Raw genomic sequence first — 23,209 nt, forward strand, 5'->3', positions numbered from 1 at the left:
CTGCACTGATGCGCAGGATCGTTTTGCGGCGCCCAGGCGACTGACCTGCCCTGGTGCCTATAGGTGCGCAGAGCTGCTCTGCGCACCTATAGGCACCACTCACTGGTGGCGGGTTTGCCCGGCGTGGTGGCGGCCGTGGTGGCTGACCGCCCAGGATTCGTCCGCGCGGTGCTGGCCGTCGACGCCGTGCCGGCTCTCGGCGCGGTGGTGTCCGCGGTAGGAACGGCCACCCGACTGCGGCTCATCCGGGCGCGTCTCGGCGGCGTGGTGGTAGCGCCGGCTGTTGTGGGTGCGCTCGGCGGAACGGGCGGGTCGGACGTTGTGCGGGCGCTCGGCCACGGAAGACCTCCGGGTGGATTCGGACCGGTCGGGCGACCGGCGGGCGACGATCGAGCTCACGAACTTCTGCAACTTCCCGCGCTTGGCGACGCTGTCCTTTTTGTCCAGTCCGCCGTCGTGGTGCCCTCCGCGGGCGTCCCTCTCACCGCGGTCCCCGTCACCGCGGTCCCCGTCACCACGGCCCGCGTCACCACGGCCCCCGCCGACTCGATCCGCGTCGCGGTCGCTGGTGGGATTCGCTTTGGCGCGACTGCTGGCCCGGTCTGCTGCACGACCGGTGTTGGCCTCGGCTTCATCGCGTCCGTGGTGACGATCCGCGGCGCGGCTCTTGACCGGCCTCGCTGGACCGCGGGCGTCGCTGGCCTGCCTGCCGCGGCGGCCGGCACGATCGGAGTCCGCTTTGTCGCGGGCGGCGCGCTGGGGAGCGGCCTGCCAGTCAGTGGGCTGCTCGCGGATGGTCCGGCGCTTGCCGTGGCGGCCGGTGGGCTCGACGCGGACGGTGATCTCGTTGTCGTCGCCGTCCTGGTGGTGCGACCAGTGGGACCGGTGCGAGGCGTCGTCGCAGTGTTTGTGGTTCGACCAGTCGGGGCGGTGGTGATGCGACGGCCGTGACCCGCATTTGCCCCGGTCGTGGCAGGGCGGCTGTGCTGGGCGGAACGGCGGTTCATCGGGCCGGGTCGGCGTTCCCGGCGGCTGGTGCACCGGCTTCATCGGGAACCCCGGCGAGGCGGGCTCGTCGTCGCTTTGATCATCTCCACCGGGCACCGGCTCATCCGGAGTCCACGGCCAACCATCGCCAGGCTGCGACGGCTCATCGGGCTCCGACGGTTCATGCGGTGCGCCCGACCCACCAGGCTCGTCGCCGCCGGGCTCCCCCGAACCAGGCTCGTCGGAACCAGGTTCGCCAGAGCCAGGCTCACCGGAGCCAGGTGCCAAGCCGCCGGGCTTCCCAGAACCGGGTTTCTCAGAACCGGGCGCGGACCCACCAGGCTTCCCGGACCCACCAGGCTTGCCCGAGCCGCCGGGCTTGCCGGAGCCGGTCCCGGACCCGCCGGGCTTCCCGGAGCCGCCGGGCTTCGAAGATCCACCGGGCTTCGAAGATCCGCCGCCCGGCTTGCCGGACCCACCGGCCGGCAGCCAGCCCCACTCGTCCTGATGATCTTGTGGCTTGGCCGATGAGGTGGGACGGTGAGGTGCCGGGTGGGACGCCGACCCGCCCGGGCGCCCCGGCGGAGTGCTCTGGGCGTACCCCAGCGGGGGTTTTTGAGGTTTGGGTTTCTCGGGCCCAGCGGCGGACGGCCCGGGGGCGAAAGGCCCAGCGGACGGCCTAGCAAAGGGCCCGACGGACGGCCCAACAGAGGGCCCAGCGGACGGCCCGGCAAAGGGCCCAGCGGAGGACGGTGGTGGAGTGGCGGGCTCGGCCGACGGGTCCAGCGGCGGGTCGGGAAGGATCGGGATCACCGGCCCGGATGACGGCAGCGGCAGGAACGGGACGTCCATGGCGCCCGTGCGGCCGTCGTCGAGTTCGTTCGAGCCGGCCGTGATGGCCGCCAGGGTGGGCAGTGACGCCAGGCCGACCAGCAGCGCCACCATGAGGACGTACCGACGGGTCGGTCCGCGGAACCCGTCGGCGCGGTATACCCCGTTCAGGCGCCGGCGGAGCACCTTGATCGGGGGCACCAGCCCGTCGTCGCCAGGTTCCTGCACCACTCGCCGCTCCCCCAGAGAAAGATCAACACCGATCTGCCTGCTGGTGGGGTGAACGACGGGGGAGCTAGGAGGCAGCGGCGGCCAAGAGCGTTTCGCGCGGAAGGCCGAGCCCAAAAGCGGCGTACCCGGACAAAGCGCCGCTGCGAGGTAACAGCAGAATTTCGTTAGTGTGATCGACCCGACCTGTAACGGGGCTCACGTTCTCTGCCAGGATGGGGACCAGACGGCACCGCCGCCGTCGCATTCGCCGACCAGCGAGGCGAGGGTGCGGGCCGTCACTCCCCGGCAGGGGGCGTGACTCCTGCCGCCGAGCCGCGCGGCAGCCTCACCAGGGTCAGGCGCGGCACCCCAGCGGTTCCGCCGCGCGGACGGGCTACCCCCGCCGTGGGCACGAGATGAACAGGGAGACACAGATGGCGAACGGCGATAGCGAGGCCGGTGCGGACGCTCCGGCCGGCGGCTTCGTCCAGCTGCTCACCCCGGACGGCGAACGCGTCGACAGCGTCACCACCGACGACGGCGTGACCTACACCGTCGACTTCACCGACGACGAGTACCGCGGCCTCTACCGCGACCTGGTCACGGTGCGCCGGCTCGACGCCGAGGCGGTCGCCCTGCAGCGTCAGGGCGAGCTCGGGCTCTGGGCCAGCCTCCTCGGCCAGGAAGCGGCTCAGGTGGGCTCGGGCCGGGCGATGCGCACGAACGACATGGCGTTCCCGACCTACCGCGAGCACGGCGTGCTCTACACCCGTGGCGTCGACCCGATCATGCCGTTCGGCCTGTTCCGCGGCGTCGACCAGGGCGGCTGGGACCCGCTGGAGTTCCGCATCAACACCTACACGATCGTGATCGGCGCGCAGTGCCTGCACGCCACCGGTTATGCCATGGGCATCACGATGGACGGCAAGACCGGCACCCCGGACGGCGAGGCCGCGATCGCCTACTTCGGCGACGGCGCGACCAGCCAGGGCGACGTGCACGAGGCGTTCGTCTGGTCGAGTGTCTTCCACGCCCCGATCGTGTTCTTCTGCCAGAACAACCAGTACGCGATCTCCGAGCCGCTGGAGCGGCAGACCCGGGTGCCGCTGTACCGGCGGGCGATGGGCTACGGCTTCCCGGGCGTCCGGGTCGACGGCAACGACGTGCTGGCCAGCTACGCGGTCACCAAGACGGCGCTCGACCAGGCGCGCACCGGCCAGGGGCCGACGCTGATCGAGGCGTACACGTACCGAATGGGCGCGCACACCACCTCCGACGACCCGTCGCGCTACCGGATCGCCAGCGAGATGGAGTCCTGGAAGGCCAAGGATCCGATCGCGCGGATGCGGGCGTTCCTCACCAAGCAGCAGATCGCCGGCGACGACTTCTTCGCCGAGGTGGACGAGACGGCCAAGACGCTCGCCCTCGACCTGCGCGAGCGGGTGCTGGAGATGCCCGACCCGCAGCCGATCTCGATGTTCGACAACGTCTACCCGACCGGTTCGGCCACGATCGACCGGCAGCGGGCCGAGTTCACCGCCTACCACGCCTCGTTCGAGGGAAGTGCGCACTGATGGCCGAGACTCTGAGCATGGGCAAGGCGCTCAACCACGGGCTTCGCCGCGCCATGGAGCGTGACCCCAAGGTCATCGTGATGGGCGAGGACGTCGGCAAGCTGGGCGGCGTCTTCCGGATCACCGACGGGCTGCAGAAGGACTTCGGCGAGGAGCGGGTGATCGACACCCCGCTGGCCGAGTCCGGCATCATCGGCACCGCGATCGGCCTGGCCATCCGCGGCTACCGGCCGGTCTGCGAGATCCAGTTCGACGGCTTCGTCTTCCCCGCCTTCGACCAGATCGTGACCCAGGTCGCGAAGATGTTCTACCGGTCCAACGGCAACGTGGCGCTGCCGATCGTGATCCGGATCCCGTACGGCGGCGGCATCGGCGCGGTCGAGCACCACTCCGAGTCACCCGAGGCGCTGTTCTCGCACACGCCCGGCCTCAAGGTGGTGACCTGCTCGAACCCGGCCGAGGCGTACCAGATGATCCAGCAGTCGATCGCCTCGGACGACCCGATCGTGTTCTTCGAGCCGAAGCGCCGCTACTGGGAGAAGGGCCAGGTCGAGCTCGAGGCCGCGGCCGACTTCCCGCTGCACGCGTCGCGGCTGGTCCGCGAGGGGTCGGACGCCACGATCGTCGCCTACGGGCCGATGGTCCGCACGGTTCTGGACGCGGCCGAGGCGGCGACCGAGGACGGCCGGCAGCTCGAGGTGATCGACCTGCGTACCCTCTCGCCCCTCGATCTTGATCCGGTCTTCGCCTCGGTCCGGAAGACCGGGCGCTGCATCGTGGTGCACGAGGCGCCGGGCAACCTGGGCCTGGGCGCCGAGATCGCGGCCCGGGTCAGCGAGGAGTGCTTCTACTCTCTGGAGTCGCCGGTGCTGCGCGTGACCGGCTACGACATCCCCTATCCGGCCGCCCGCGTCGAGGAGGAGTACCTGCCTGATCTCGACCGGGTGCTGGACGCCGTCGACCGCGCGTTCGGGTGGTGACCCCGATGTCGCGGATCAAGGAGTTCAACCTGCCCGACCTCGGCGAGGGTCTGACCGAGGGCGAGATCCTGTCCTGGCTGGTCAAGGTGGGCGACCTGATCGAGCTGAACCAGCCGATCGTCGAGGTCGAGACGGCCAAGGCGGCGGTCGAGATCCCGGCGAAGTGGGGCGGCCGGGTCGCCAAGATCTACGTCGAGGCCGGCACGACGGTCGAGGTCGGCTCGCCGATCGTGGCGATCGACACGGATCCGTCCGCGGGTCCGGCGCCGTCACCCGAGACGCTGGCCGAGGTGCAGGTCGCCCCCGAGGAGGGGATGGTCGAGCCCGGCCTGATCGGTGGTGCGGCGCCCGGCGGGCGGACCGCGGTGCTGGTGGGTTACGGCCCGAAAACCACAACCGCGAAGAGACGAACCAGATTGGGTACGCCCACAGCGCCTGCTCGTCCTCTCACCGCGCCCAGCCCCTCGCCCGTCACGCCGCCCCGCGACGTCCCGGTTACGACCACCGCGGCCCCGGCTCCCGCCGCGCCCGCCAACGGCCGCGTCCTGGCCAAGCCGCCGGTGCGCAAGCTGGCCCGTGACCTGGGCGTCGACCTGTCGGGGCTGGTCGGCACCGGCCCGTCCGGCTCGGTGACCCGTGAGGACGTGCACGCCGCTGTCCAACCGGTCGCGGCTCCGGAAGCCGGCTCTCGCGAACAGCGCATCCCGATCAAGGGTGTCCGAAAGCTGACCGCTCAGAACATGGTGGCCTCGGCGTTCACCGCGCCGCACGTCACCGAGTGGCTCACGGTCGACGTCACCCGTTCAATGAGGGCGCTCGACCGGCTCAAGGACCGCCGCGAGTTCCGCGACCTGCGGGTCTCGCCGCTGCTGCTGGTGGCCAAGGCGGTGCTGGTCGCGGTCAAGCGGCACCCGATGGTCAACTCGACCTGGTCCGGCGACACCGGCGAGATCATCGTCAAGGACTACGTGAACCTGGGCATCGCCGCGGCCACCGAGCGCGGGCTGATCGTGCCGAACGTCAAGGACGCCGGCGCGCTCACCCTCCGCGAGCTCGCCGAGGCGCTGAACTCCCTGGTCCAGGTGGCGAAGACCGGGAAGACGCCACCGTCCGACATGGCCGGTGGCACGTTGTCGATCACCAACGTCGGGGTCTTCGGGGTCGACGCCGGCACGCCGATCCTGCCGCCCGGCGAGGCGGCGATCCTCTGCTTCGGCGTGATCCGCCCCACCCCGTGGGTGCACAAGGGCAAGATCAAGATCCGTCAGGTGACCACGCTCGCGCTGTCCTTCGACCACCGGATCATCGACGGTGAGCTGGGCAGCAAGTTCCTCCGCGACATCGGCCGGTTCCTCGAAGACCCCGAGGAAGCTTTGCTCTCCTGGACCTAATACCTACGATTCTTAGGCGGGTGCTCGGCGTCACCCTCTAATCGTTTGGCAACTCGTCTTCCGGCGAGCCACACTCGTGGTGTACCGGAAGACGAGGAGCAAACACCGTGAGCATGATCGACCGCATCCGCCGCCGCCGCGTTATCTCCCGTGAGAACCGCGCTCTCCAGCGCGCGTGGCAGTCGGCTCCGACCCAGACCATGCGTGATGAGATCGCGATCTTCACGCAGCGGCACTTCTCCTAGACCGAACCCCAGTTCCACATTCGCCACCAGCGCAAGCGCCCCGGAAGCGAACGTGGAACCAGGCGCTTTCCCCCATCGCTGCCCCCCAGCGGCGATCATGGCCCGCCCGGCTCAGCCCGGGCGGGCCATCTTTTTCCGGCCTTCCGATAGGTACGGAATGTGACGCCTACGGACGTACACCGGAGTTCCGACCGGCCGCAACGCCCGGTACGGTTGGGCACGGTCGCCAGCCCGGTCGGAGGGTTCCGCCGGGGGCCGCGACCGGGATCCGGCGTCCGCTCCCCACGGCCGGCGGTCCCGCACGGCCAGGCCGGTCGATGGGCACGGCCGCCGAGGGTGCGCACCCCGGCGGGCGGGTTTCCTTCCGCGATGCCGTCCGGCCGAGAAGCGATGGAGGAGGCGGATATGACGTCCGAGGGGCACCACGCCGGTCGGCAACCGGCCGAGGCCACGTCGGGCAACGGCGCTCCGGGTGGGGAGGGCTTCCCGCCGGACTCCGACGGCGAGCACGAACCACACACGTACGGCCCGCCACCGCAGAGCACCCCGAACGGCGGCTCGCCCTTCGTGGTGCCGGCCGTTCCGCCGCCTCCGGGCCGCCAGTTCCCCGACGCGCCCGGCACCCGCTACGGCGCTGACCTCCCCGGCGCTCTTCCCGGCGCGGCCGGTCCTTCCGGTCCTGGCGCGGCCGGTCCTTCCGGTCCTGGCGCCGGCCCTTCCGGCGCTCCCGGCGACGAGCCGGACGAACACCCCTACCGGTCGGGCGCCCGCACCGGCGACTACACCGGCTTCGCCGCCGGTTCACCCACCCGTGGCCAGCGGCCCTTCGGCGACCAGCAGTCCCGGGTGCCCGGCGCGACACTGACCAGCGGCCCCGGCTTCCCTCCCCCGGGTGACCAGGGCATGCCCCAGCGCCAGCCCGGCTCCGGCCTGAGCAACGGCCACCCCGGCGAACTGCCGATCCGCCAGCCCTCGGCCGACTCGTCCTTCGGCGGCGCCCCCCAGCACCCCCAGTCTCCTGGCGACGCACCCTTCGGTGGCGCCCCGCAACGCCCCCAGTCCAGTGGCGACTCGCCCTTCGGCAGCGCCCCCCAACGCCCCCAGTCCAGTGGCGACTCGCCCTTCGGCCAGCCGGCCCAGCGCCCGACCTCCCTCGACGGGGCCGCCCCGCGCGCGGAGGCCGCCGATGGTCTCCCGCAGCGCTCTTCCTCTCTGGGCGACGCCGCGCCGCCGGCCGGCGAGTCGCCGTTCGGCTCGCTGCCGCAGCGCCCGTCGCCGGAGCAGCCGTCGGTCTCCCAGGGCGGCGGCCCGCTCCCTCAGCGCCAGCCGTCCACCCCCGCGAGCGTCTCGTCGTTCTCCGGTTTCACGAGCGTCCGTCCCGCCGCCGAGCCACCCCAGGGCGGAAGTGTGTTCGGCCTCACTCGCCGTGGCGAACCGCTATCACCCGACCAAGCTCTGCCCCCTCCGTCCGCTACGCCGAGTGACCAGCCCTCGGCCGGCGGATCAGTCTTCGGCAAGCCGAGCGGCTCGGTCTTCGGCCAGCCCACCGACGACGACGGACCGTTCGGTCCGCGCGCCGGCAACGCCCCCGGCGCCGGCGCACTCTTCGGCCAGCGCCCCGGCGACGAGCCCGACCCGTCCTTCGGGCCGCCGTCCGGCCAGTCGCCCTTCGGATCCCGCCCCGACGACCAGCCCGCGGCCGGCGGCCCACCGTTCGGCGCCCGCCTGCCCGCCGACGACCAGGCCGTCCCCGGAGGACCGGTGTTCGGCTCCCGCCCCGACGACCAGGCCGCCGCCGGTGGGCCACCGTTCGGCGCCCGCCCTGGGGAGCAGCCCGCGGCCGGCACCCCGTTCGGCCCGCGCAACGACCCGTCGGCCGGTTCCCCGTTCGGCCCGCCGCCCGGCGCCGAGGCCGCCTCCGCTTCACCGTTCGGCTCACGTCCCGGCGACGAGCCCCCGTTCGGCTCCCGCTCTGACGACGAGCCCCCGTTCGGCTCCCGTTCCAGCGACGAGCCCCCGTTCGGCTCCCGCTCTCGCGACGAACCTCCGTTCGGCTCCCGTTCCGGCGACGAGCCCGCCTCGGGATCGCCCTTCGGCTCACGCCCCGGCGCGGAGCCGCCGTTCGGCTCACGCCCAGGCGACCCCGCGTCCGGCGGCCCCTTCGGTGGTCACCCCGGTTCTGACCCCGGCCCGTTCGGCGGTCGTCCGGGCTCTGACGCAGCGGTCGGCCAGTTCGGATCGCGCCCTGGTGACGAGTCCGCCTCGGGCAACCCGTTCGACGGCTCGGACGCGGCAGCCGGCCAGTTCGGCTCCCGCCCCGGCGACGACCTGGCCTCGGACAACCCGTTCCGCGGTCACCCGGGCGCCAATGGCGCGTCGGCCGGCTCCTACGGCTCCCGCCCCGGCGACGACCCGGCGTCGGGCAACCCGTTCGACGACGATGCGGCATCCGCGAGCCCGTTCGGCCCGCGCCCCGGCGACGAGCCCGCCTCCGGCCCGTTCGGCGCCCGCCCCGGCACCGACCCGTCCTCAGGCGGAACCTTCGGCGCTCGCCCGGGAACCGACCCGTCCTCAGGCGGACCTTTCGGCAGCCGACCGGGCAACGACCCCTACGGCTCCCGGCCCGGCGACGAAGCCGCCTCGACCTACGGCAGCCGCCCCGGCACCGACCCGTCCTCGGGTGGGCCCTTCGGCGCCCGGCCTGGCGACGAAGCGGCATCACCCTTCGGCAGCCACCCCGGTGCCGACCAGCCGGGCAGCCCGTTCGGCGCGCGGCCCGGCGAGGAAGCCGCCTCAACCTACGGCAGCCGCCCCGGCACCGACCCGTCCTCAGGCAGCCCGTTCGCCAGCCGCCCCGGAGACGAAGCCTTCGGCGGCCAGCCATCCTCGGGCGGCCCGTTCGGCGGTCGGCCCGGCGACGGCAACCGGCCCGGCGACGAGGCCGGACACGGCTTCGGCCGGCCCGGGAATGAGGCCGGACAGCCCTTCGGCCGGCCCGGGGACGAGGCCGGACAACCCTTCGGCCGGCCCGGGGACGAGGCCGGACAACCCTTCGGCCGGCCCGGGGACGAGGCCGCGTCGCCGTTCGGCGACCAGGGTGGCAACGCTTTCGGTGCTCAGCGCGTACCCGGAGCGTCGTTTGCCACCAGCGGGACCCCCGCGCAGCCGAGCGGACCCGACGAGAACGACCCCGACGGACCCTTCGGCGCGGCTTTCCCGCCCGCGCCGACCTCCGGCGAGGCCCGCGGCGTCCCGCAGCCGCGCGACCCCAGCGACCAGGGCGGCCCGGCCAAGGGCACCGCACGCCCGGTCTCGGCCAGCGCCTCCGTGCCGATGGGCGGCCGCGGCGTCTCCCGCGACGAGGTCCCGGCGGCCCCGACACCCCAGGCCCGCGTCTACGGCAGGCCGGCCGGGCCGACGCCGCCGGACGACCAGCCCGAGGACGACGGCGCCTGGCCGTGGGACAAGAAGGCCAGGTCCGAGGCGGACGAACCCGGACCGGGCGGGCCGCAGGACCACGCCCTGTACCAGCGCCCGGGTGGCGGACCCCCGCCGGCCGCGCCGCAATCACCAGGACAGGCGAGGCCGGGCGCGAGCGCCCGGGTCAACCCGCCGGACGCGCCGCCGAGCGGCCCGCCGTTCTCGGAGCTGACCACCGACGTGGCCGGCCGCAGCCGGCCGGCCGGACCGCCGCCGCCGGGTATGCCGCCGATGCCGGTGGGCCCGGTCGGTCCGCCGCCCGGCTCGAACGATCACTACGGCGAGCACACGACCGACATCTCCGGTCGCGGCCGTCCGGACCCGTACGTGCCGCCGGGCGCGCTGCCCCAGATGCACGCCGCACCGCCGCATGTGGACGGTTTCCCGCCGCCCGTCGCCCAGCCGCCCCCGCCGGGGATGGAGGGCGAGCGCCCGCGGATGGGTGGCGTCTACCCGGGCGCGCCGGGCACGGTCAGCCCGCCCGGCCCGGATGCCACCACGAACTGGGCGCCCCCGGTGCCCGACGACCAGAGCCGGTTCGAGCAGTTCCGGCCCGAGTCCGAGGCCCCGCCGGCCAAGGTGGAGACCCCGCCGAACAAGGTGCGGATGTTCCCGATCGTGCTGATCGTGGTGCTGGTCTGCGTACTCGGTCTCGGCCTGGTGTTCGGGCTGGTCTACCTGTTCTCGGGTGGTGACGACAGCGGTGCCGCCGGGTTCGAGGTGACGGCCGGCGAGTGCGTGAAGCGGGACGGTGACGAGGCGGTCAAGTCGGTCTGCACCGAGCCGGGCGCCTTTGAGGTGGTGTCGGTGACCGACGCCAAGGAGAAGTGCGCCGACCCGGGCCAGCCGTACGTGCTGAATCCCACCAGCGACGGCCGCACGCAGGTGCTCTGCCTCAAGCCGCGCCCCTGATGGCCGACATCGCGAAGGGCCCGCGGGTGCGGGCCCCGGAGTTGCGTGGCCGCGCCTGGCTGAACACCGGCGGGGCGGCGGTCACTCTGGCCGACCTGCGCGGCAAGATCGTGCTGCTCGACTTCTGGACCTTCTGCTGCATCAACTGCCTGCACGTGCTGGACGAGTTGCGGCCGTTGGAGCAGAAGTACGGCGATGTGCTGGTCGTGATCGGCGTGCACTCGCCGAAGTTCGAGCACGAGCGTGACCCGGCGGCGCTGGCCGCGGCGGTGGAGCGCTACGGCGTGCACCACCCGGTGCTGGACGACGTCGACATGACGATGTGGCAGCAGTACGCGGCCAAGGCGTGGCCCACCCTCGCGGTGATCGACCAGCACGGCTACCTGGTCGCGTCGATGGCCGGCGAGGGGCACGCCGAGGGGCTGTCCCGGCTGATCGACGAGCTGGTCGGGCAGGGTGGCCTGCGGGTCGGTGATTCGCCGTACGTGCCGCCGGCGCCCGCCGAGACGATGCTGCGCTTCCCGGGCAAGGCGATCGAGCTGCCCGGCGGCAATCTGCTGGTGTCCGACTCGGCCCGGCATGCGGTCGTTTCCCTGGATCCCACCGGTCAGACGGAGATCCGCCGCTTCGAAGGTGGCTTCGCCGAACCCCAGGGTCTGTTGCTGCTGCCGGAGAAGACCGCCGAGATCGCCGGGTACGACGTGATCGTCGCGGACACCGTCAACCACCTGCTGCGCGGGCTCAAGCTCGACACCGGCGAGGTGACCACGGTGGCGGGCAGCGGCCGGCCGTGGCGCTCCACGGTGGACGATCACGCGCACGACGCGCTGGCCGCCGACCTCTCCTCGCCGTGGGACCTGGCCTGGTTCGACGACAAGGTGATCATCGCGATGGCCGGCATCCACCAGTTGTGGTGGTTCGACCCGGTTCGCCGTACGGTCGGGGTCTATGCCGGCACCACCGTCGAGTCCCTCCGCGACGGACCGATCCCCGACGTCTGGATGGCGCAGCCGTCCGGCCTGTCCGCGGCCGGCGACCGGCTGTGGATCGCCGACAGCGAGACGTCCGCGCTGCGCTGGATCGAGAACGGCGAGATGCACACCGCGGTCGGGCAGGGCCTGTTCGACTTCGGGCACGTGGACGGCCCGGCGGCCGAGGCGCTGCTCCAGCATCCGCTCGGGGTGGCCGCCCTCCCGGACGGCGACGTGCTGATCGCGGACACCTACAACGGGGCGATCCGCCGCTACGACCCGGCCACGCGGACCGTGTCGACCATCGACTCCGGCCTGGCCGAGCCGAGCGACGTCCTGGTCACCGGCGCCGGCGAGGTGCTGGTCGTCGAGTCCGGGGCCCATCGTGTCGTGCGGCTGGCCCCCGGCGCGGTGAGCAGCACGGTCAGCGGCGAGCGGCAGCGGACCGAGCGCCCGCCGTCGCTCCTGGCCGCCGGCGAGGTGACGCTCGATGTGATCTTCACGCCGGCGCCGGGTCAGAAGCTGGACGAGCAGTTCGGCCCGTCCACCCGGCTGACCGTTTCCGCCTCGCCGCCCGGCCTGCTGGTCGAGGGTGGCGGCGTGACGACCCAGTTGAGCCGCCGCCTCGTTCTCGCCGAGGGCACCGGCGTGCTTCAGGTGGTGGCCCAGGCCGCCACCTGCGACGCCGACGTGGAACATGCGGCCTGTCACCTCACGAGACAGGACTGGGGCGTACCCATCGTGGTCGGTTCTGACGGCGATGTCCGGTTGCCACTGGTCCTGCGGGGCCTTGACGCGTGACTATGCGACTTAACCCTACTTGCAGGTAACCTACGGTGTCGTAACCTGGAGAGCGTGACGACTCAGACGCCCTTCCGGATGAAGCCTGCCGACCTCGGCAAGCCGCGCATGCGCGGCCGGCTGCACCAGTTCGCGTTCTTCGTCGCGCTCGCCTGCGGAGCGGTCCTCTGCTCGATCGCGGCGAGCCGGCCGGGCCTCGCCCCGTTCTTCGCCTGCCTCGTCTACAGCGTGACGGTGCTGGGCCTGTTCGGCATCAGCGCGCTCTACCACCGCCGGGTGTGGTCCGAACGCGGCTACCAGATCATGCGCCGCATGGACCACTCGATGATCTTCATCTTCATCGCCGGCACGTACACCCCGTTCTGCGTCCTGCTCCTCCCGTCGTCCCAGGCGCTCCTCACCCTGACCCTGATCTGGGTCGGCGCCCTGGGCGGGGTGGCCCTGAAGATGATCTGGCCGCACCTGCCCCGCTGGGTGAGCGCCCCGCTCTACCTGGCCCTGGGCTGGGGCGCCGTGGCGATCATGCCGCAGGTCCTGGCCAACGGCGGCGTGGCCGCCCTGGTCCTGCTCTGCGCCGGCGGTGTCGCCTACAGCGCCGGCGCGGTCTTCTACGCCCTGCGCCGCCCCAACCCCTGGCCGACGGTCTTCGGCCACCACGAGTTCTTCCACGCCTGCACGCTGGTCGCGGCCCTCTGCCACCACATCGCCATCTATTTCGCCCTGTTCGCCTAGGCGTCCTTTCTGTCGTACCCGCGTCCTAGGGTCGTCGGCATGGACGATCTGGACTTCTACCGGCGGCAGAGCCCCACCACCGATCCGGGCGGCCCGGCCTTCGACGGCCTGCCACCCGACGTCGCGACGCTGACGCAGGTCATCGGCGGCCTGGTGGTCCATCGCGACCTCACCGCGGCGTTCGGTTTCGACCTGCCGCCGGCCCGCCGGTCCGAGGCCGACACCCGCGACGTGGCGGCGATCCTGGCCCACCTGGGCGGGCTCGACCCGAAGCCGCCGTCCGAGCGTCTCGCCGGAACCTGCCGCGACTTCGCCGTCCTGCTCGTGTCCATGCTCCGCGCGCAGGGCCGCCCGGCCCGCGCCCGGGTCGGGTTCGCCGGGTACTTCGCCGAGGGCTGGTTCGACGATCACTGGGTGGCCGAGGTCTGGGACGACGACGGCTGGCGCCTGATCGACGCCCAGGTGGCGAGCGCCGACCCCGGCACCTACACCAAGCTCGAGGTCGACCCGCTCGACGTGCCGAGAGACGGCTTCCTGGTCGGCGGCCAGGCCTGGCAGGAGTGTCGCGCCGGCCACCGCGACCCGGCCACGCTGGGCGTTCATTCGGCCGGGCTGAGCGGCATGTGGGAGGTGCAGGGCAATGTGATCCGCGACCTGGCCGCCCTCAACGCCGTCGAGACCCTGCCCTGGGACAACTGGGGCCTGATCCCGATCCACTACGACCAGCTCCCGCCGGCCGACGTCGCCCTCCTCGACGAGCTGGCGGCGGTGAGCGCGGCCGGCGGCCCGCTGTCGACGGCTCGTGAGGTCTACCTCAGCGATCCCCGGATCCGCCGCTCGTGAAAGCGGGTTGAGGATCGACGGCGGGGCGGGCGCGGGCGGCCGGGCGGGACGGCCACCAGAAGGTGTCGCCGAGCAGCAGGGCCAGCGCCGGCACCACGATCGTGCGCACCAGCGGCGGGGCATGTCGGGCGTACCCGCGACCCCAGGGACCGCCGCCGGGTGACGGTCACCATGCACGAGCCGGCCCGTCAGATGGCCGGCGAGTTCTTCACCCCGCTGGGCGTCCGGATGCGCGCGGCCACGGCCGACGTCGACGCCGAAGACCTGGCCCGCACCACCGCGGTCGTCCGCCGGATGATCGCCGCGGTGACCGCCACCCGCAAGAATCAGGCCGCGTCGTAGGCCATCCGGGCCGCCTGCACGTCGTCGATATGCGTCGTGGCCCACGTCTCGAGCGCGCCCACCAGCCCGAGCAGGCTCTCGCCCAGCGGCGTGAGCGCATAGTCGACCCGCGGCGGCACCACGGCGTGCACCGTACGCGTCAGCAGACCGTCACGTTCCAGCCCGCGCAGCGTCTGGGTGAGCATCTTGGGACTGATGCCCTCGATCTGGCGTTGCAGCGTGGTGTACCGCTGCGGCCCGTCCTTGAGCAGACTCACGACGAGCACGCTCCAGGTGTCGCCGATCCGGTCGAGCACCTGGCGGCTGGGGCAGTTCTTCGAATACACATCGGCGTCCACCTGCACACTATCCCTCAGGTACGTACGGCACTTCAAGGTGCCCACTCTCTGTTGGGAAGTGATCCTCCACCTGCTCGGTTGTCTCCCGGTGACAGTCATCCGCCGTTCAATCGCAGGAGAATCAGATGACCATCGTCGTCACCGGAGCCACCGGCCCGTTCGGCCGCCACGCCGTCGAATCGCTGCTGGCGCGGGGTGTGCCGGCCGACCAGATCGTCGCCACGGGTCGCCGGATCGAGAAGATCAAAGACTTGGGGGTACGCACGGAGCACGCCGACTACGAAGACCCGGCGGCCCTGCGAGCGGCCTTCGACGGCGCCGAGAAGGTGCTCTTCGTCTCGGGCAGCGAGCCCGGCAAGCGCATCCCGCAGCACCGCAACGTGGTCGACGCGGCCAAGGCGGCCGGGGTGTCCCTGCTGCTCTACACGAGCATCGCCCACGCCGACACGTCCGACCTGATCCTGGCCGGCGAACACCAGGCCACCGAGCAGATGATCCGCGAGTCCGGCCTGCCGCACGTCTTCCTGCGCAACAGCTGGTACTACGAGAACTACGACTTCCGCGGCGCCGTCGAGAACGGCCTGTTCGGCGCGTCCGGCGACGGGCGGATCAGCGCCGCCGCGCGGCCCGACCTGGCCGAGGCCGCCGCCGCCGCGCTGATCAAGGGCGAGGCCCGGGTGTACGAGCTGGGCGGACCCGGCTTCACCATGCCCGAGCTGGCCGCCACGATCACCGAGCTGTCGGGCAAGCCGGTGACCTACACCGACCTGTCACCGGAGAAGTACGCCGAGTTCCTGATCGGCGTCGGCCTGCCCGAGGGCGGTGCCGCCGTGATCTCCGACGCCGACCGCGGCGCGGCGAACGGCGCCCTCGAGACCGGCCCGGCCGACCTCGAGGAACTGCTCGGCCGCCCGGCGACGCCGATCACCGACGCCATCCGAGCGGCCCTGTAACCGCCTGTTGCCTATCCGCGCCTGTTTCGCCTTTACGCGCCTGTTGCCTATACGCGCTCAGAGCTGCTCTGAGCGCGTATAGGCAACACCTGTTCTTCGCTCAGGCGCCGTAGCCGGGGGGCGGCGGCGGGTCCTCGCGGCGGACGGTGCGGACCTCGTCCACCACCCGGCCGTCGGTGCGGACGATCGGCGTCCGCTCCTGCACGACGGTGCGCCGCCGGCTGTTCCAGAACCAGACGGTGACGATCAAGCCGACCAGCCCGGCCAGCATGAGGACATAGCCGACGACGTTGATGTCCAGTCCGCTGATGTCCGCGTTCACGGCGAACGCCAGAATGGCGCCCAACGCGAGTAGGAAAATGCTTCCGCCGATGCCCATCGGGCCCTCCTAGCTGGATGCCGCCGGGGTGGTGGCAACGGTGTTCCACGGTCGTACGTCGATGCCGTGTTTACCCCGGCGGCCGAATCCTCAATCAGGCAAGCTGATCAGATGACGGAAAAGCGGACGCTCGTGCTGCTACGCCATGCCAAGGCGGAGACTCCCGGCGATCATCTGGACTTCGACCGGCGGCTCACCGAGAAGGGGGCGGCCGACGCCGACGCCGCGGGAGCCTGGCTGGCCGACGAGGGGCTGGCCCCGGGCCTGGTCATCTGCTCGCCCGCCGCGCGCACCCGGCAGACCTGGCACGCGGCCGCGGTCGCGCTGGCCCAGGCGGCACCGTCCGCGCCGTCGCCCGAGGTGCACTACGAGAACGGGCTCTACGAGGGCGGCCGGACCGAGGTCATCGACCTGCTGCGGCGGGTGCCGGACGACGTGGCCACGGTGCTGATCGTCGGGCACAACCCCACGATGTCCGATGTGTCTGTTCTATTGCGATCGGACCGGGAGGATCCGGACTTCACCGGGCTCAAGACGTGCGGCTTGGCCATACACCACTCGGGGTTGTTGTGGTCCGACACCGAACCGGGCTCGATGGACCTGCTGAAACGGCACACGGCCCGCGGATAGGTATCCGCGGGCCGTGGGTGGAATCGGAGACTAAAACGCCTCTTCGGGCAGGTCCATCAGGTCGAGCGTGGTGTTCTCGATGATCCGGCGGTCGGAGCCGATCCGCGGGAGCACCTCGCGGGCGAAGAACCGCGCCGCGGCGACCTTGCCGTCGTAGAAGTGCTTGTCGGCCGGCTTGAGCTCGCCACCGAGCGCCTTCAGGGCCACCTCGGCCTGGCGCAGCAGCAGCCACGACACGATGACGTCACCCAGCGCGAGCAGGATGCGACGCGACGTCAGCCCGACCCGGTACAGCTCGCGGGTGTCGCCACCCTGCGCGCCGGCCAGCCAGGTCATCGTCACGCCGAGGATGGTGTTGAGCTCGCCCAGCGCCCGGCCCAGCGCCAGCCGCTCCTCCTTGAGCTGCCCGTTGCCCGCCTCGGTCTCGATGAAGCCCTGCATCTCGGTGGCGATCGAGGCCAGCGACTGACCCTGGTCCCGGACGATCTTCCGGAAGATCAGGTCGAGGCTCTGGATCGCGGTCGTGCCCTCGTACAGCGTGTCGATCTTGGCGTCCCGGACGTACTGCTCGAGCGGGTAGTCCTGGAGGAACCCGGAACCGCCGAAGGTCTGCAGCGACTCGGCGCCCAGCAACTCGTACGCCCGCTCCGACCCGACGCCCTTGACCAGCGGCAGCAGCAGGTCGTTGACCCGGCTCGCGGCCTTGGCGGTCTCGGTGTCGCCGGCCGCCTCGGCGATGGCGACCCGGTCCTGCCAGGTGGCGGTGTAGATGACCAGGGCGCGCAGGCCCTCCGCGTACGACTTCTGGAGCATCAGCGATCGGCGTACGTCGGGGTGGTGGACGATCGTGACCCGCGGCGCGGCCTTGTTGCTGTTCTCGGTCAGGTCGGCGCCCTGGACCCGGTTCTTCGCGTACTCGAGCGCGTTGAGGTAACCGGTGGACAGGGTGGCGATCGCCTTCGTGCCGACCATCATGCGGGCGTACTCGATGATCATGAACATCTGGCGGATGCCCTGGTGGACGTCGCCCAGCAGCCAGCCCTTGGCCGGGGTGCCGTGCTCGCCGAAGGTCATCTCGCAGGTGTTGCTGGCCTTGAGGCCCATCTTGTGCTCGACGTTGGTGGCGTAGACGCCGTTGCGCTCACCCAGCTCACCGGTCTCGGCGTCGAAGTGGAACTTCGGCACCAGGAACAACGACAGGCCCTTGGTGCCCGGGCCGCCGACACCCTCGACGCCGACCGGGCGGGCCAGCACGTAGTGGATGATGTTGTCGGTGAGGTCGTGCTCACCCGAGGTGATGAAGCGCTTGACGCCCTCGATGTGCCAGGAGCCGTCCGGCTGCGGGATCGCCCGGGTACGCCCGGCGCCCACGTCCGAGCCGGCGTCCGGCTCGGTGAGCACCATGGTGGCGCCCCACTCCTTCTCGACGAAGAGCTCGGCCCATTTCTGCTGCTCGGCGGTGCCCTCGTTCTTCAGCACGTGGGCGAAGGAGGGGCCGTTGGCGTACATCCAGACCGGGGCATTGGCGCCGAGCACGTTCTCGGCGATGGCCCACCACAGCGCCCGCGGGGCGAGCGTGCCGCCGATCGAGCTGGGCAGGTCGAGCCGCCAGAAGCCGGACGCCATGAACTTGGCGTACGCCTCCTTGAACTCGATCGGAAGCGGCGCGGTGTGCGTCTCGGGGTCGAAAACCGGAGGGTTACGGTCGGCGGCCGCGTAGCCGGCCGACAGATCCTCCCGCGCCATCCGGTTGACCTCGCGGAGGATGTCACGTGCGGTGTCCGCGTCGATCTCGTCATAAGGCGCCTGCCCGAACGCCTTGTCGGCCCCGAACACCTCGAAGAGGTTGAACTCGAGGTCGCGCAGGTTGCTCAAGTAGTGCGTCATGTGGCCCTGCCCCGTCTCCCGGAACGTGAGTTACCCGTCAGTAACAGCCACTGTATTACCGATGGGTAAGGGTCGACAAGCCGCTGGTCGATCTGTGACATCACACGCCCTGGGGGACGGTGTCCGTCGATCCGCGCCTCAAACGTCTCCGATCGGGTGGGAAGTGGGACAACCGTTCGGCCATTTGCAAGTCGCCGCGCCGAATGCGACGTATCGACGGCCGGACCGGCTCGTTGCTCCGGGTGTACGTGAGGGACGTATACCCACGGCCAGGAGGTCACAGTGTTCGCCACGATCAAGAGCCTGATTCCGGAACCTCGCCAGGCCGCCCAGCCCCGCAAGTACGTGGGGAAGCACCGTCAGCCCGAACCCGTTCCCGCGCCCGACCCGACGCCCGAGCCCACCGCGGAGACCCAACCGGCGGTCGCCTAGAACGACTCCGGCTGAGCATGTCTCAAGACCCGGCGGCCCCGACCTCCCAGCTCGGCATCGGCTGAGCCGGATCGGCGCCCGGGCCGGCGTACTCCATCAGCACCAGGGCGATGTCGTCGTCCAGGTGACCATGCACCCAGTCGACCAGCGCGGTCTCCAGCGAGGCGAGGCCATCACCCACGGTCCCGTGACCGAGCAGCCGCCACGCGCGGTCGGCGGTCGGGAAGAACTCGCCCTCCCGGCGGGCCTCACCGAGCCCGTCGGTGAACATCAACAGCCGGTCGCCCGGTTCGAGCCGCTCGACCCGCGGCTGGGCGACCGGCATGAAGCCCAGCGGCGGGGCCGGAGCGGGCGGGTCGAGGGGAATCACCCGACCGCGACGCAGCAGCAGCGGCGACGGATGTCCACAGTTGACAATGGTCAGCGTGCCGCCGCGCTCCTCGACCAGAGCCGCGGTCACGAAGTCCTCGTCGCCGACACCGCGAGCCACCGCCCGGTCCAGATCGGTCACGATCGCGCGCAGATCGGCTCGCTCGTACGCGACATGCCGGTACGACCCCAGCACGATGCTGGCCAGCCGGACCGCGTCCAGGCCCTTACCGCGTACGTCGCCGATGATGATCCGGACCCCGTACGGCGTGTCCAGCGCCTCGTAGAGGTCTCCACCGATGTCCGCCGCGGCCGTCGCCGAGATGTACCGGCCGGCCACCGCGAGGGCGCCCACCTGCGGGCCGAGCTGGCGTAGCACCGCCTGTTGAGCGACCGCGGCGAGCCGCTGCAACTCGACGATCTGCTCGGCCTGCCGCTGCCGGATGGTCGCGACCGCCGAGGCGATGCCGGTGGCCAGCATGATGCCGACCACGTTGACCAGGCCGGAGACGCTGTACTCGTGGTCGGTGCTGGCGAACACCATGCCCACCACGGTCGCCAGCGCGCCTACACCCAGCGTGGTCTGCCAGCCGGCGAACACGGCGGCCAGGAACGGCACGGCCGCGAACAGCCCGACGAAGCTGGCCCGGGTGGTGTCGATCAGCTCCACGGCGGACACGGCCACGAGCAGCACAAGGGCCGCGCCGAGTCCGGCGCGGGATCCTGGGCTCAGCGGGCGACGGCCCGACGCAAAGAAATTAGCCATGGGTACGCGCACAGCATGCCTGATCGAGCACGGCAACCGCACCAACTTGACCCGTAGTCTGATGAGGTTCTGACCACCTGGTAGATCCGCCTCGTTCGGTCGGCGGCGACACCCCCACGCGGGCGATGTCAGGATGTGCCGGTGACATCCGATCTCCGTGACCGACTGATCGCCGCGTTCCGGTGGACCGACCCCGGCCCCGACAGTGAGGTACTGGTCAGTGACCGCTCGGGTTGGTGGCGAGATCCCCACATTCTGGACGGTCTCGGCTTGGCGCTGGGCAGCCTGTTCGCCCACGAAAGTCCGACCGTGGTCGTCTCGCCCGAGGTGACCGGATTCCTGGTGGGCCCGCTGGTCGCCCGGGCGCTGGGCATCGGCTTCGTCGAGGCCTACCGCGAGGGCGCCCGCCGGCCCATCGCCGAGCCGATGACCTGGGCCGACGTGCCCGCCGACCACCGCGGCGACCCACAACGCCTGGGCGTGCGGTCACGCCTGATCGGCCCCGAGGACCGGGTGCTGGTCGTCGACGACTGGGCCACCACCGGCTCCCAGTCCCGCGCCCTCTACCAGCTGGTGTCCGAGCTGGGCGCCATCCCCGTGGGCACCGCCGTGATCATCGACGAATGCCCGCGCAACGTGAGCATCCGGGGCCTGCTTACCGGCGACGACCTCAACTCCTAGGTGGACCTTCCCTTGTCGACACCGGCCGCGAGCAGGCATTCTGTTGCTCGTGGGTGTCGACGAGAAGCGGGAGCAGCGGCTCCGTGACCTGGCCTTGCTCCGCCGGGTCCGCGACCGCATAGACCGCGAGTACGCCCAGCCCCTGGACGTGGACGCCCTGGCCCGGGGCGTGCACATGTCGTCCGGCCACCTGTCCCGCGAGTTCCGTTCCGCCTTCGGCGAGTCCCCCTACAGCTACCTGATGACCAGACGCATAGAGCGGGCGATGGCCCTGCTCCGCCGGGGCGACCTGTCCGTCACCGATGTCTGCTTCACCGTCGGTTGCCAGTCCTTGGGCACCTTCAGCACCCGCTTCTCCGAGTTGGTCGGCATGTCCCCCAGTGCCTACCGCAAACTGGCCACCACCCAGACCGAGGGCATCCCCGCCTGCGTGGCCAAGCAGGTCACCAGACCGATCAGGATTCGAGAAGCACCCGCTCCCGGCCAGCCCTAACGTGGTTCGCATGAGCCTGATCATCGCGAACACCCTGCTGCCGGCCACCGACCCCGACGAGTCCCTGACCTTCTGGCGCGACGCCTTGGGCTGGGAAATCCGCAACGACGTCGGGTACGGCGGCATGCGCTGGATCACCCTGGGTTCCCCCGACCAGCCCCACACCTCGATCGTCCTGTATCCCCCCAAGGCCGACCCGGGCGTAACCGAGTCCGAGCAACAGACCATCGCCGAGCTGATGGCCAAGGGCAGCTACGCCACGGTGGTCCTGGCCAGCAACGACGTGGACAAGACCTTCGACCAGATCCAGTCCACCGGCGCCGAGGTCGTCCAGGAGCCAACCGACCAGCCCTACGGCATCCGGGACTGCGCCTTCCGAGACCCCAGCGGCACCATGGTCCGCATCAACCAACTCCCCACCACCTGACCCGCACCAACCTTCGGTCTGGGGACTTCCTGTCGTTCGTCGAGGCGTAGTGGTGGCTGACCGAGCGGTTCCGTCCGTCAGAGGTTGCTTGACAGGCAGTTGAGCCTTCAGCCACCGAGAGGTCCCCAGGCCATGACCCAGTCTCCGCCCTACGCCCCGGTATCGCCCATCGCCCCACGCTCGGCCAGGAGTCCGCTCTGGGCGCTCGGCCTCGGCATCGCCGCTCTCCTGCTCTCCTGGGTGCCGGTTCTCGGGCTGCTCCTCGGTCTGGTGGCCGTCATCATCGGCGCCGTCGCCCTGGCCAAGGCGGTGCGCAGGACCCAGTCCGCCGTCGGCCTCGGGCTTGGCGGAGTGGCCTTGATCATCGGCATCATCGTGCTGGCGGCGTTGGGCTCGATCGCCTCGAACGGCGTGAACGCCGCGGCGACGGTGTCAGCCACGAGCCCCGCCGCGGACCTGGCCGGCGAGCCCAGCATCGCCGCCACCACAGAGCCGACGACGAAACCCACCGTGACGCCCACCAAGAAGGCGGCTCCCACGGTCAACAAGCCCACCACCATGGCCCCCGCCGCCGAGCCGGTGTCGTTGGAGCAGCAGAACGCCATCAGGTCGGCCCAGAGCTACCTTCAGTTCGGCGCGTTCTCGCGAAAGGGCCTCATCCGGCAGCTGTCCTCAGACGCCGGCGATGGCTACCCGCTGAAGGTGGCGACCAGAGCGGTCGACTCCCTGCACATCAACTTCAACGAGCAGGCCGCCAAGTCGGCCAAGAGCTACCTGGAGTTCAGCTCGTTCTCTCGGAAGGGCCTCATCCAGCAGCTGGAGTCGGACGCCGGCGATGGCTACACCCACTCGCAAGCCGTGTATGGCGTCACCAAGGCGGGGCTCTGACCCACCTCCAGGAGGATGTTGCGCCTCCTGGCTGCCGCAATTTAGGGCAGCGTCGACCTGCCGAACGAGCTACGTCGTTCGCCCACTCGTCGCGGCCGCTACATGCTCGACGCTCGTACGACGGCACAGGCCGCCGAATGTCCAAGCACCCGTGCCTGACCTTGGTAAGAGCAAACCACCCTGCCGTCGCTCGGCCTCGCTTCCGAGCTTCGCCGTTGCTGCTCCCGTGGGATCAACTAGAAGAAGGCTGATGCGTCATGCAGACCAAATCGATCATGGTGGAAACCGCAATTCCCCTAGCCGAAGTGGCAGCGATGCTCAACACGGCGCTGAACGGCCACAAGGCCATTGTCGAACCATTGACGGTCAGCAACAACCCACTTGATCAGTTCGACACTCAGCCCGCCGTGGCCTTGCTGGCCTCTCATAAGGGCGCGATGGGCGCGTGGGGTGTGCGGGTTTATCTGATGGATCACGACGAACGTCGCGAGGTCCACTTGGAGGCGCTCGGCGACGGTGGGTTCTCACGCGCCTTCCACGGCATCAAGAACACGTTCTCCATGTCCAGGAGCTTCGCAAAGGCCGAAGCGCTGGCCGCCGTCATCGCTAATTCCGACGCAACCGCAGTTGTTCGGTAGCACCGTCGCCGCTTGCTCGGGATGGGCCC

The 23,209-nt window shown here is 71.0% G+C and carries 22 protein-coding genes; 18 read left to right on the top strand and 4 right to left on the bottom strand.

Annotated features, from left to right (window positions below):
* Window positions 1–105 precede the first annotated feature (105 nt).
* The 10 genes from AB0O15_RS00380 (at window position 106) to AB0O15_RS00425 (ending at window position 14,299) form a co-directional block, all read left to right on the top strand.
* A complete protein-coding gene (locus tag AB0O15_RS00380; protein WP_364312004.1) occupies window positions 106–951 on the top strand; it encodes a hypothetical protein in 846 nt (281 codons plus the stop codon).
* A 1,511-nt stretch (window positions 952–2,462) separates the two neighbouring features.
* Entirely contained in the window at window positions 2,463–3,602 is a 1,140-nt protein-coding gene (gene pdhA, locus AB0O15_RS00385; RefSeq protein ID WP_364312006.1) for a pyruvate dehydrogenase (acetyl-transferring) E1 component subunit alpha, read from the top strand.
* A complete protein-coding gene (locus AB0O15_RS00390; protein ID WP_364316904.1) occupies window positions 3,599–4,582 on the top strand; it encodes an alpha-ketoacid dehydrogenase subunit beta in 984 nt (327 codons plus the stop codon). Before pdhA ends, AB0O15_RS00390 begins: the two co-directional genes overlap by 4 nt.
* Window positions 4,583–4,587: 5 nt before the next feature.
* Complete coding sequence (locus tag AB0O15_RS00395) at window positions 4,588–5,973, top strand: dihydrolipoamide acetyltransferase family protein (RefSeq protein WP_364312007.1); 1,386 nt, start codon at window positions 4,588–4,590, stop codon at window positions 5,971–5,973.
* A 107-nt stretch (window positions 5,974–6,080) separates the two neighbouring features.
* Window positions 6,081–6,218 carry a hypothetical protein gene (locus AB0O15_RS00400; RefSeq protein WP_364312010.1) on the top strand — a complete coding sequence of 46 codons (138 nt, stop codon included), beginning with the start codon at window positions 6,081–6,083 and terminating at the stop codon, window positions 6,216–6,218.
* Between the two features lie 405 nt (window positions 6,219–6,623).
* Entirely contained in the window at window positions 6,624–10,610 is a 3,987-nt protein-coding gene (locus tag AB0O15_RS00405; protein ID WP_364312012.1) for a hypothetical protein, read from the top strand.
* Between the two features lie 8 nt (window positions 10,611–10,618).
* A complete protein-coding gene (locus tag AB0O15_RS00410; protein WP_364316906.1) occupies window positions 10,619–12,382 on the top strand; it encodes an NHL domain-containing thioredoxin family protein in 1,764 nt (587 codons plus the stop codon).
* 54 nt (window positions 12,383–12,436) lie between these two features.
* Entirely contained in the window at window positions 12,437–13,114 is a 678-nt protein-coding gene (locus AB0O15_RS00415) for a hemolysin III family protein (protein ID WP_364312015.1), read from the top strand.
* Window positions 13,115–13,153: 39 nt separating this feature from the next.
* On the top strand, window positions 13,154–13,957 hold the full coding sequence (locus AB0O15_RS00420) for a transglutaminase-like domain-containing protein (protein WP_364312018.1): 804 nt from the start codon (window positions 13,154–13,156) through the stop codon (window positions 13,955–13,957).
* A gap of 159 nt (window positions 13,958–14,116) precedes the next feature.
* Window positions 14,117–14,299, top strand: coding sequence for a hypothetical protein (locus AB0O15_RS00425; RefSeq protein WP_364312021.1), 183 nt, complete (start codon window positions 14,117–14,119; stop codon window positions 14,297–14,299).
* Here the strand turns inward: AB0O15_RS00425 and AB0O15_RS00430 are convergent.
* Complete coding sequence (locus AB0O15_RS00430; RefSeq protein ID WP_364316909.1) at window positions 14,284–14,643, bottom strand: helix-turn-helix domain-containing protein; 360 nt, start codon at window positions 14,641–14,643, stop codon at window positions 14,284–14,286. The genes AB0O15_RS00425 and AB0O15_RS00430 overlap by 16 nt on opposite strands.
* A 119-nt stretch (window positions 14,644–14,762) precedes the next feature.
* On the opposite strand from AB0O15_RS00430, the gene AB0O15_RS00435 reads away from it, so the two are divergent.
* A complete protein-coding gene (locus tag AB0O15_RS00435; protein ID WP_364312023.1) occupies window positions 14,763–15,590 on the top strand; it encodes an SDR family oxidoreductase in 828 nt (275 codons plus the stop codon).
* Window positions 15,591–15,690: 100 nt separating this feature from the next.
* On the opposite strand, the gene AB0O15_RS00440 is transcribed toward AB0O15_RS00435, so the two are convergent.
* Window positions 15,691–15,969 carry a DUF6458 family protein gene (locus AB0O15_RS00440; protein WP_364312026.1) on the bottom strand — a complete coding sequence of 93 codons (279 nt, stop codon included), beginning with the start codon at window positions 15,967–15,969 and terminating at the stop codon, window positions 15,691–15,693.
* Window positions 15,970–16,080: 111 nt separating this feature from the next.
* Here AB0O15_RS00440 and AB0O15_RS00445 point away from each other — a divergent pair, with 111 nt between their 5' ends.
* Window positions 16,081–16,599, top strand: coding sequence for a histidine phosphatase family protein (locus AB0O15_RS00445; protein WP_364312028.1), 519 nt, complete (start codon window positions 16,081–16,083; stop codon window positions 16,597–16,599).
* A gap of 30 nt (window positions 16,600–16,629) precedes the next feature.
* Here AB0O15_RS00445 and AB0O15_RS00450 read toward each other — a convergent pair whose 3' ends face one another.
* Entirely contained in the window at window positions 16,630–18,486 is a 1,857-nt protein-coding gene (locus tag AB0O15_RS00450; protein ID WP_364312030.1) for an acyl-CoA dehydrogenase, read from the bottom strand.
* Between the two features lie 282 nt (window positions 18,487–18,768).
* Here AB0O15_RS00450 and AB0O15_RS00455 point away from each other — a divergent pair, with 282 nt between their 5' ends.
* Complete coding sequence (locus AB0O15_RS00455) at window positions 18,769–18,918, top strand: hypothetical protein (RefSeq protein WP_364312033.1); 150 nt, start codon at window positions 18,769–18,771, stop codon at window positions 18,916–18,918.
* Between the two features lie 22 nt (window positions 18,919–18,940).
* On the opposite strand, the gene AB0O15_RS00460 is transcribed toward AB0O15_RS00455, so the two are convergent.
* Window positions 18,941–20,053, bottom strand: a complete 1,113-nt coding sequence (locus tag AB0O15_RS00460; RefSeq protein ID WP_364312035.1) for a PP2C family protein-serine/threonine phosphatase — start codon at window positions 20,051–20,053, stop codon at window positions 18,941–18,943.
* A gap of 141 nt (window positions 20,054–20,194) precedes the next feature.
* Between AB0O15_RS00460 and AB0O15_RS00465 the strand changes: the two genes are divergently transcribed.
* The 5 genes from AB0O15_RS00465 (at window position 20,195) to AB0O15_RS00485 (ending at window position 23,180) form a co-directional block, all read left to right on the top strand.
* Window positions 20,195–20,734, top strand: coding sequence for a phosphoribosyltransferase family protein (locus AB0O15_RS00465; RefSeq protein ID WP_364312037.1), 540 nt, complete (start codon window positions 20,195–20,197; stop codon window positions 20,732–20,734).
* Window positions 20,735–20,783: 49 nt separating this feature from the next.
* Entirely contained in the window at window positions 20,784–21,227 is a 444-nt protein-coding gene (locus AB0O15_RS00470; protein ID WP_364312040.1) for a helix-turn-helix transcriptional regulator, read from the top strand.
* Between the two features lie 10 nt (window positions 21,228–21,237).
* Entirely contained in the window at window positions 21,238–21,654 is a 417-nt protein-coding gene (locus tag AB0O15_RS00475) for a VOC family protein (RefSeq protein ID WP_364312042.1), read from the top strand.
* Window positions 21,655–21,786: 132 nt separating this feature from the next.
* On the top strand, window positions 21,787–22,542 hold the full coding sequence (locus tag AB0O15_RS00480) for an Ltp family lipoprotein (protein ID WP_364312045.1): 756 nt from the start codon (window positions 21,787–21,789) through the stop codon (window positions 22,540–22,542).
* A 257-nt stretch (window positions 22,543–22,799) separates the two neighbouring features.
* On the top strand, window positions 22,800–23,180 hold the full coding sequence (locus tag AB0O15_RS00485; protein WP_364312048.1) for a hypothetical protein: 381 nt from the start codon (window positions 22,800–22,802) through the stop codon (window positions 23,178–23,180).
* Window positions 23,181–23,209 lie beyond the last annotated feature (29 nt).

It is taken from the genome of Actinoplanes sp. NPDC089786 (assembly GCF_040684855.1).
Taxonomy (GTDB): Bacteria; Actinomycetota; Actinomycetes; order Mycobacteriales; family Micromonosporaceae; genus Actinoplanes.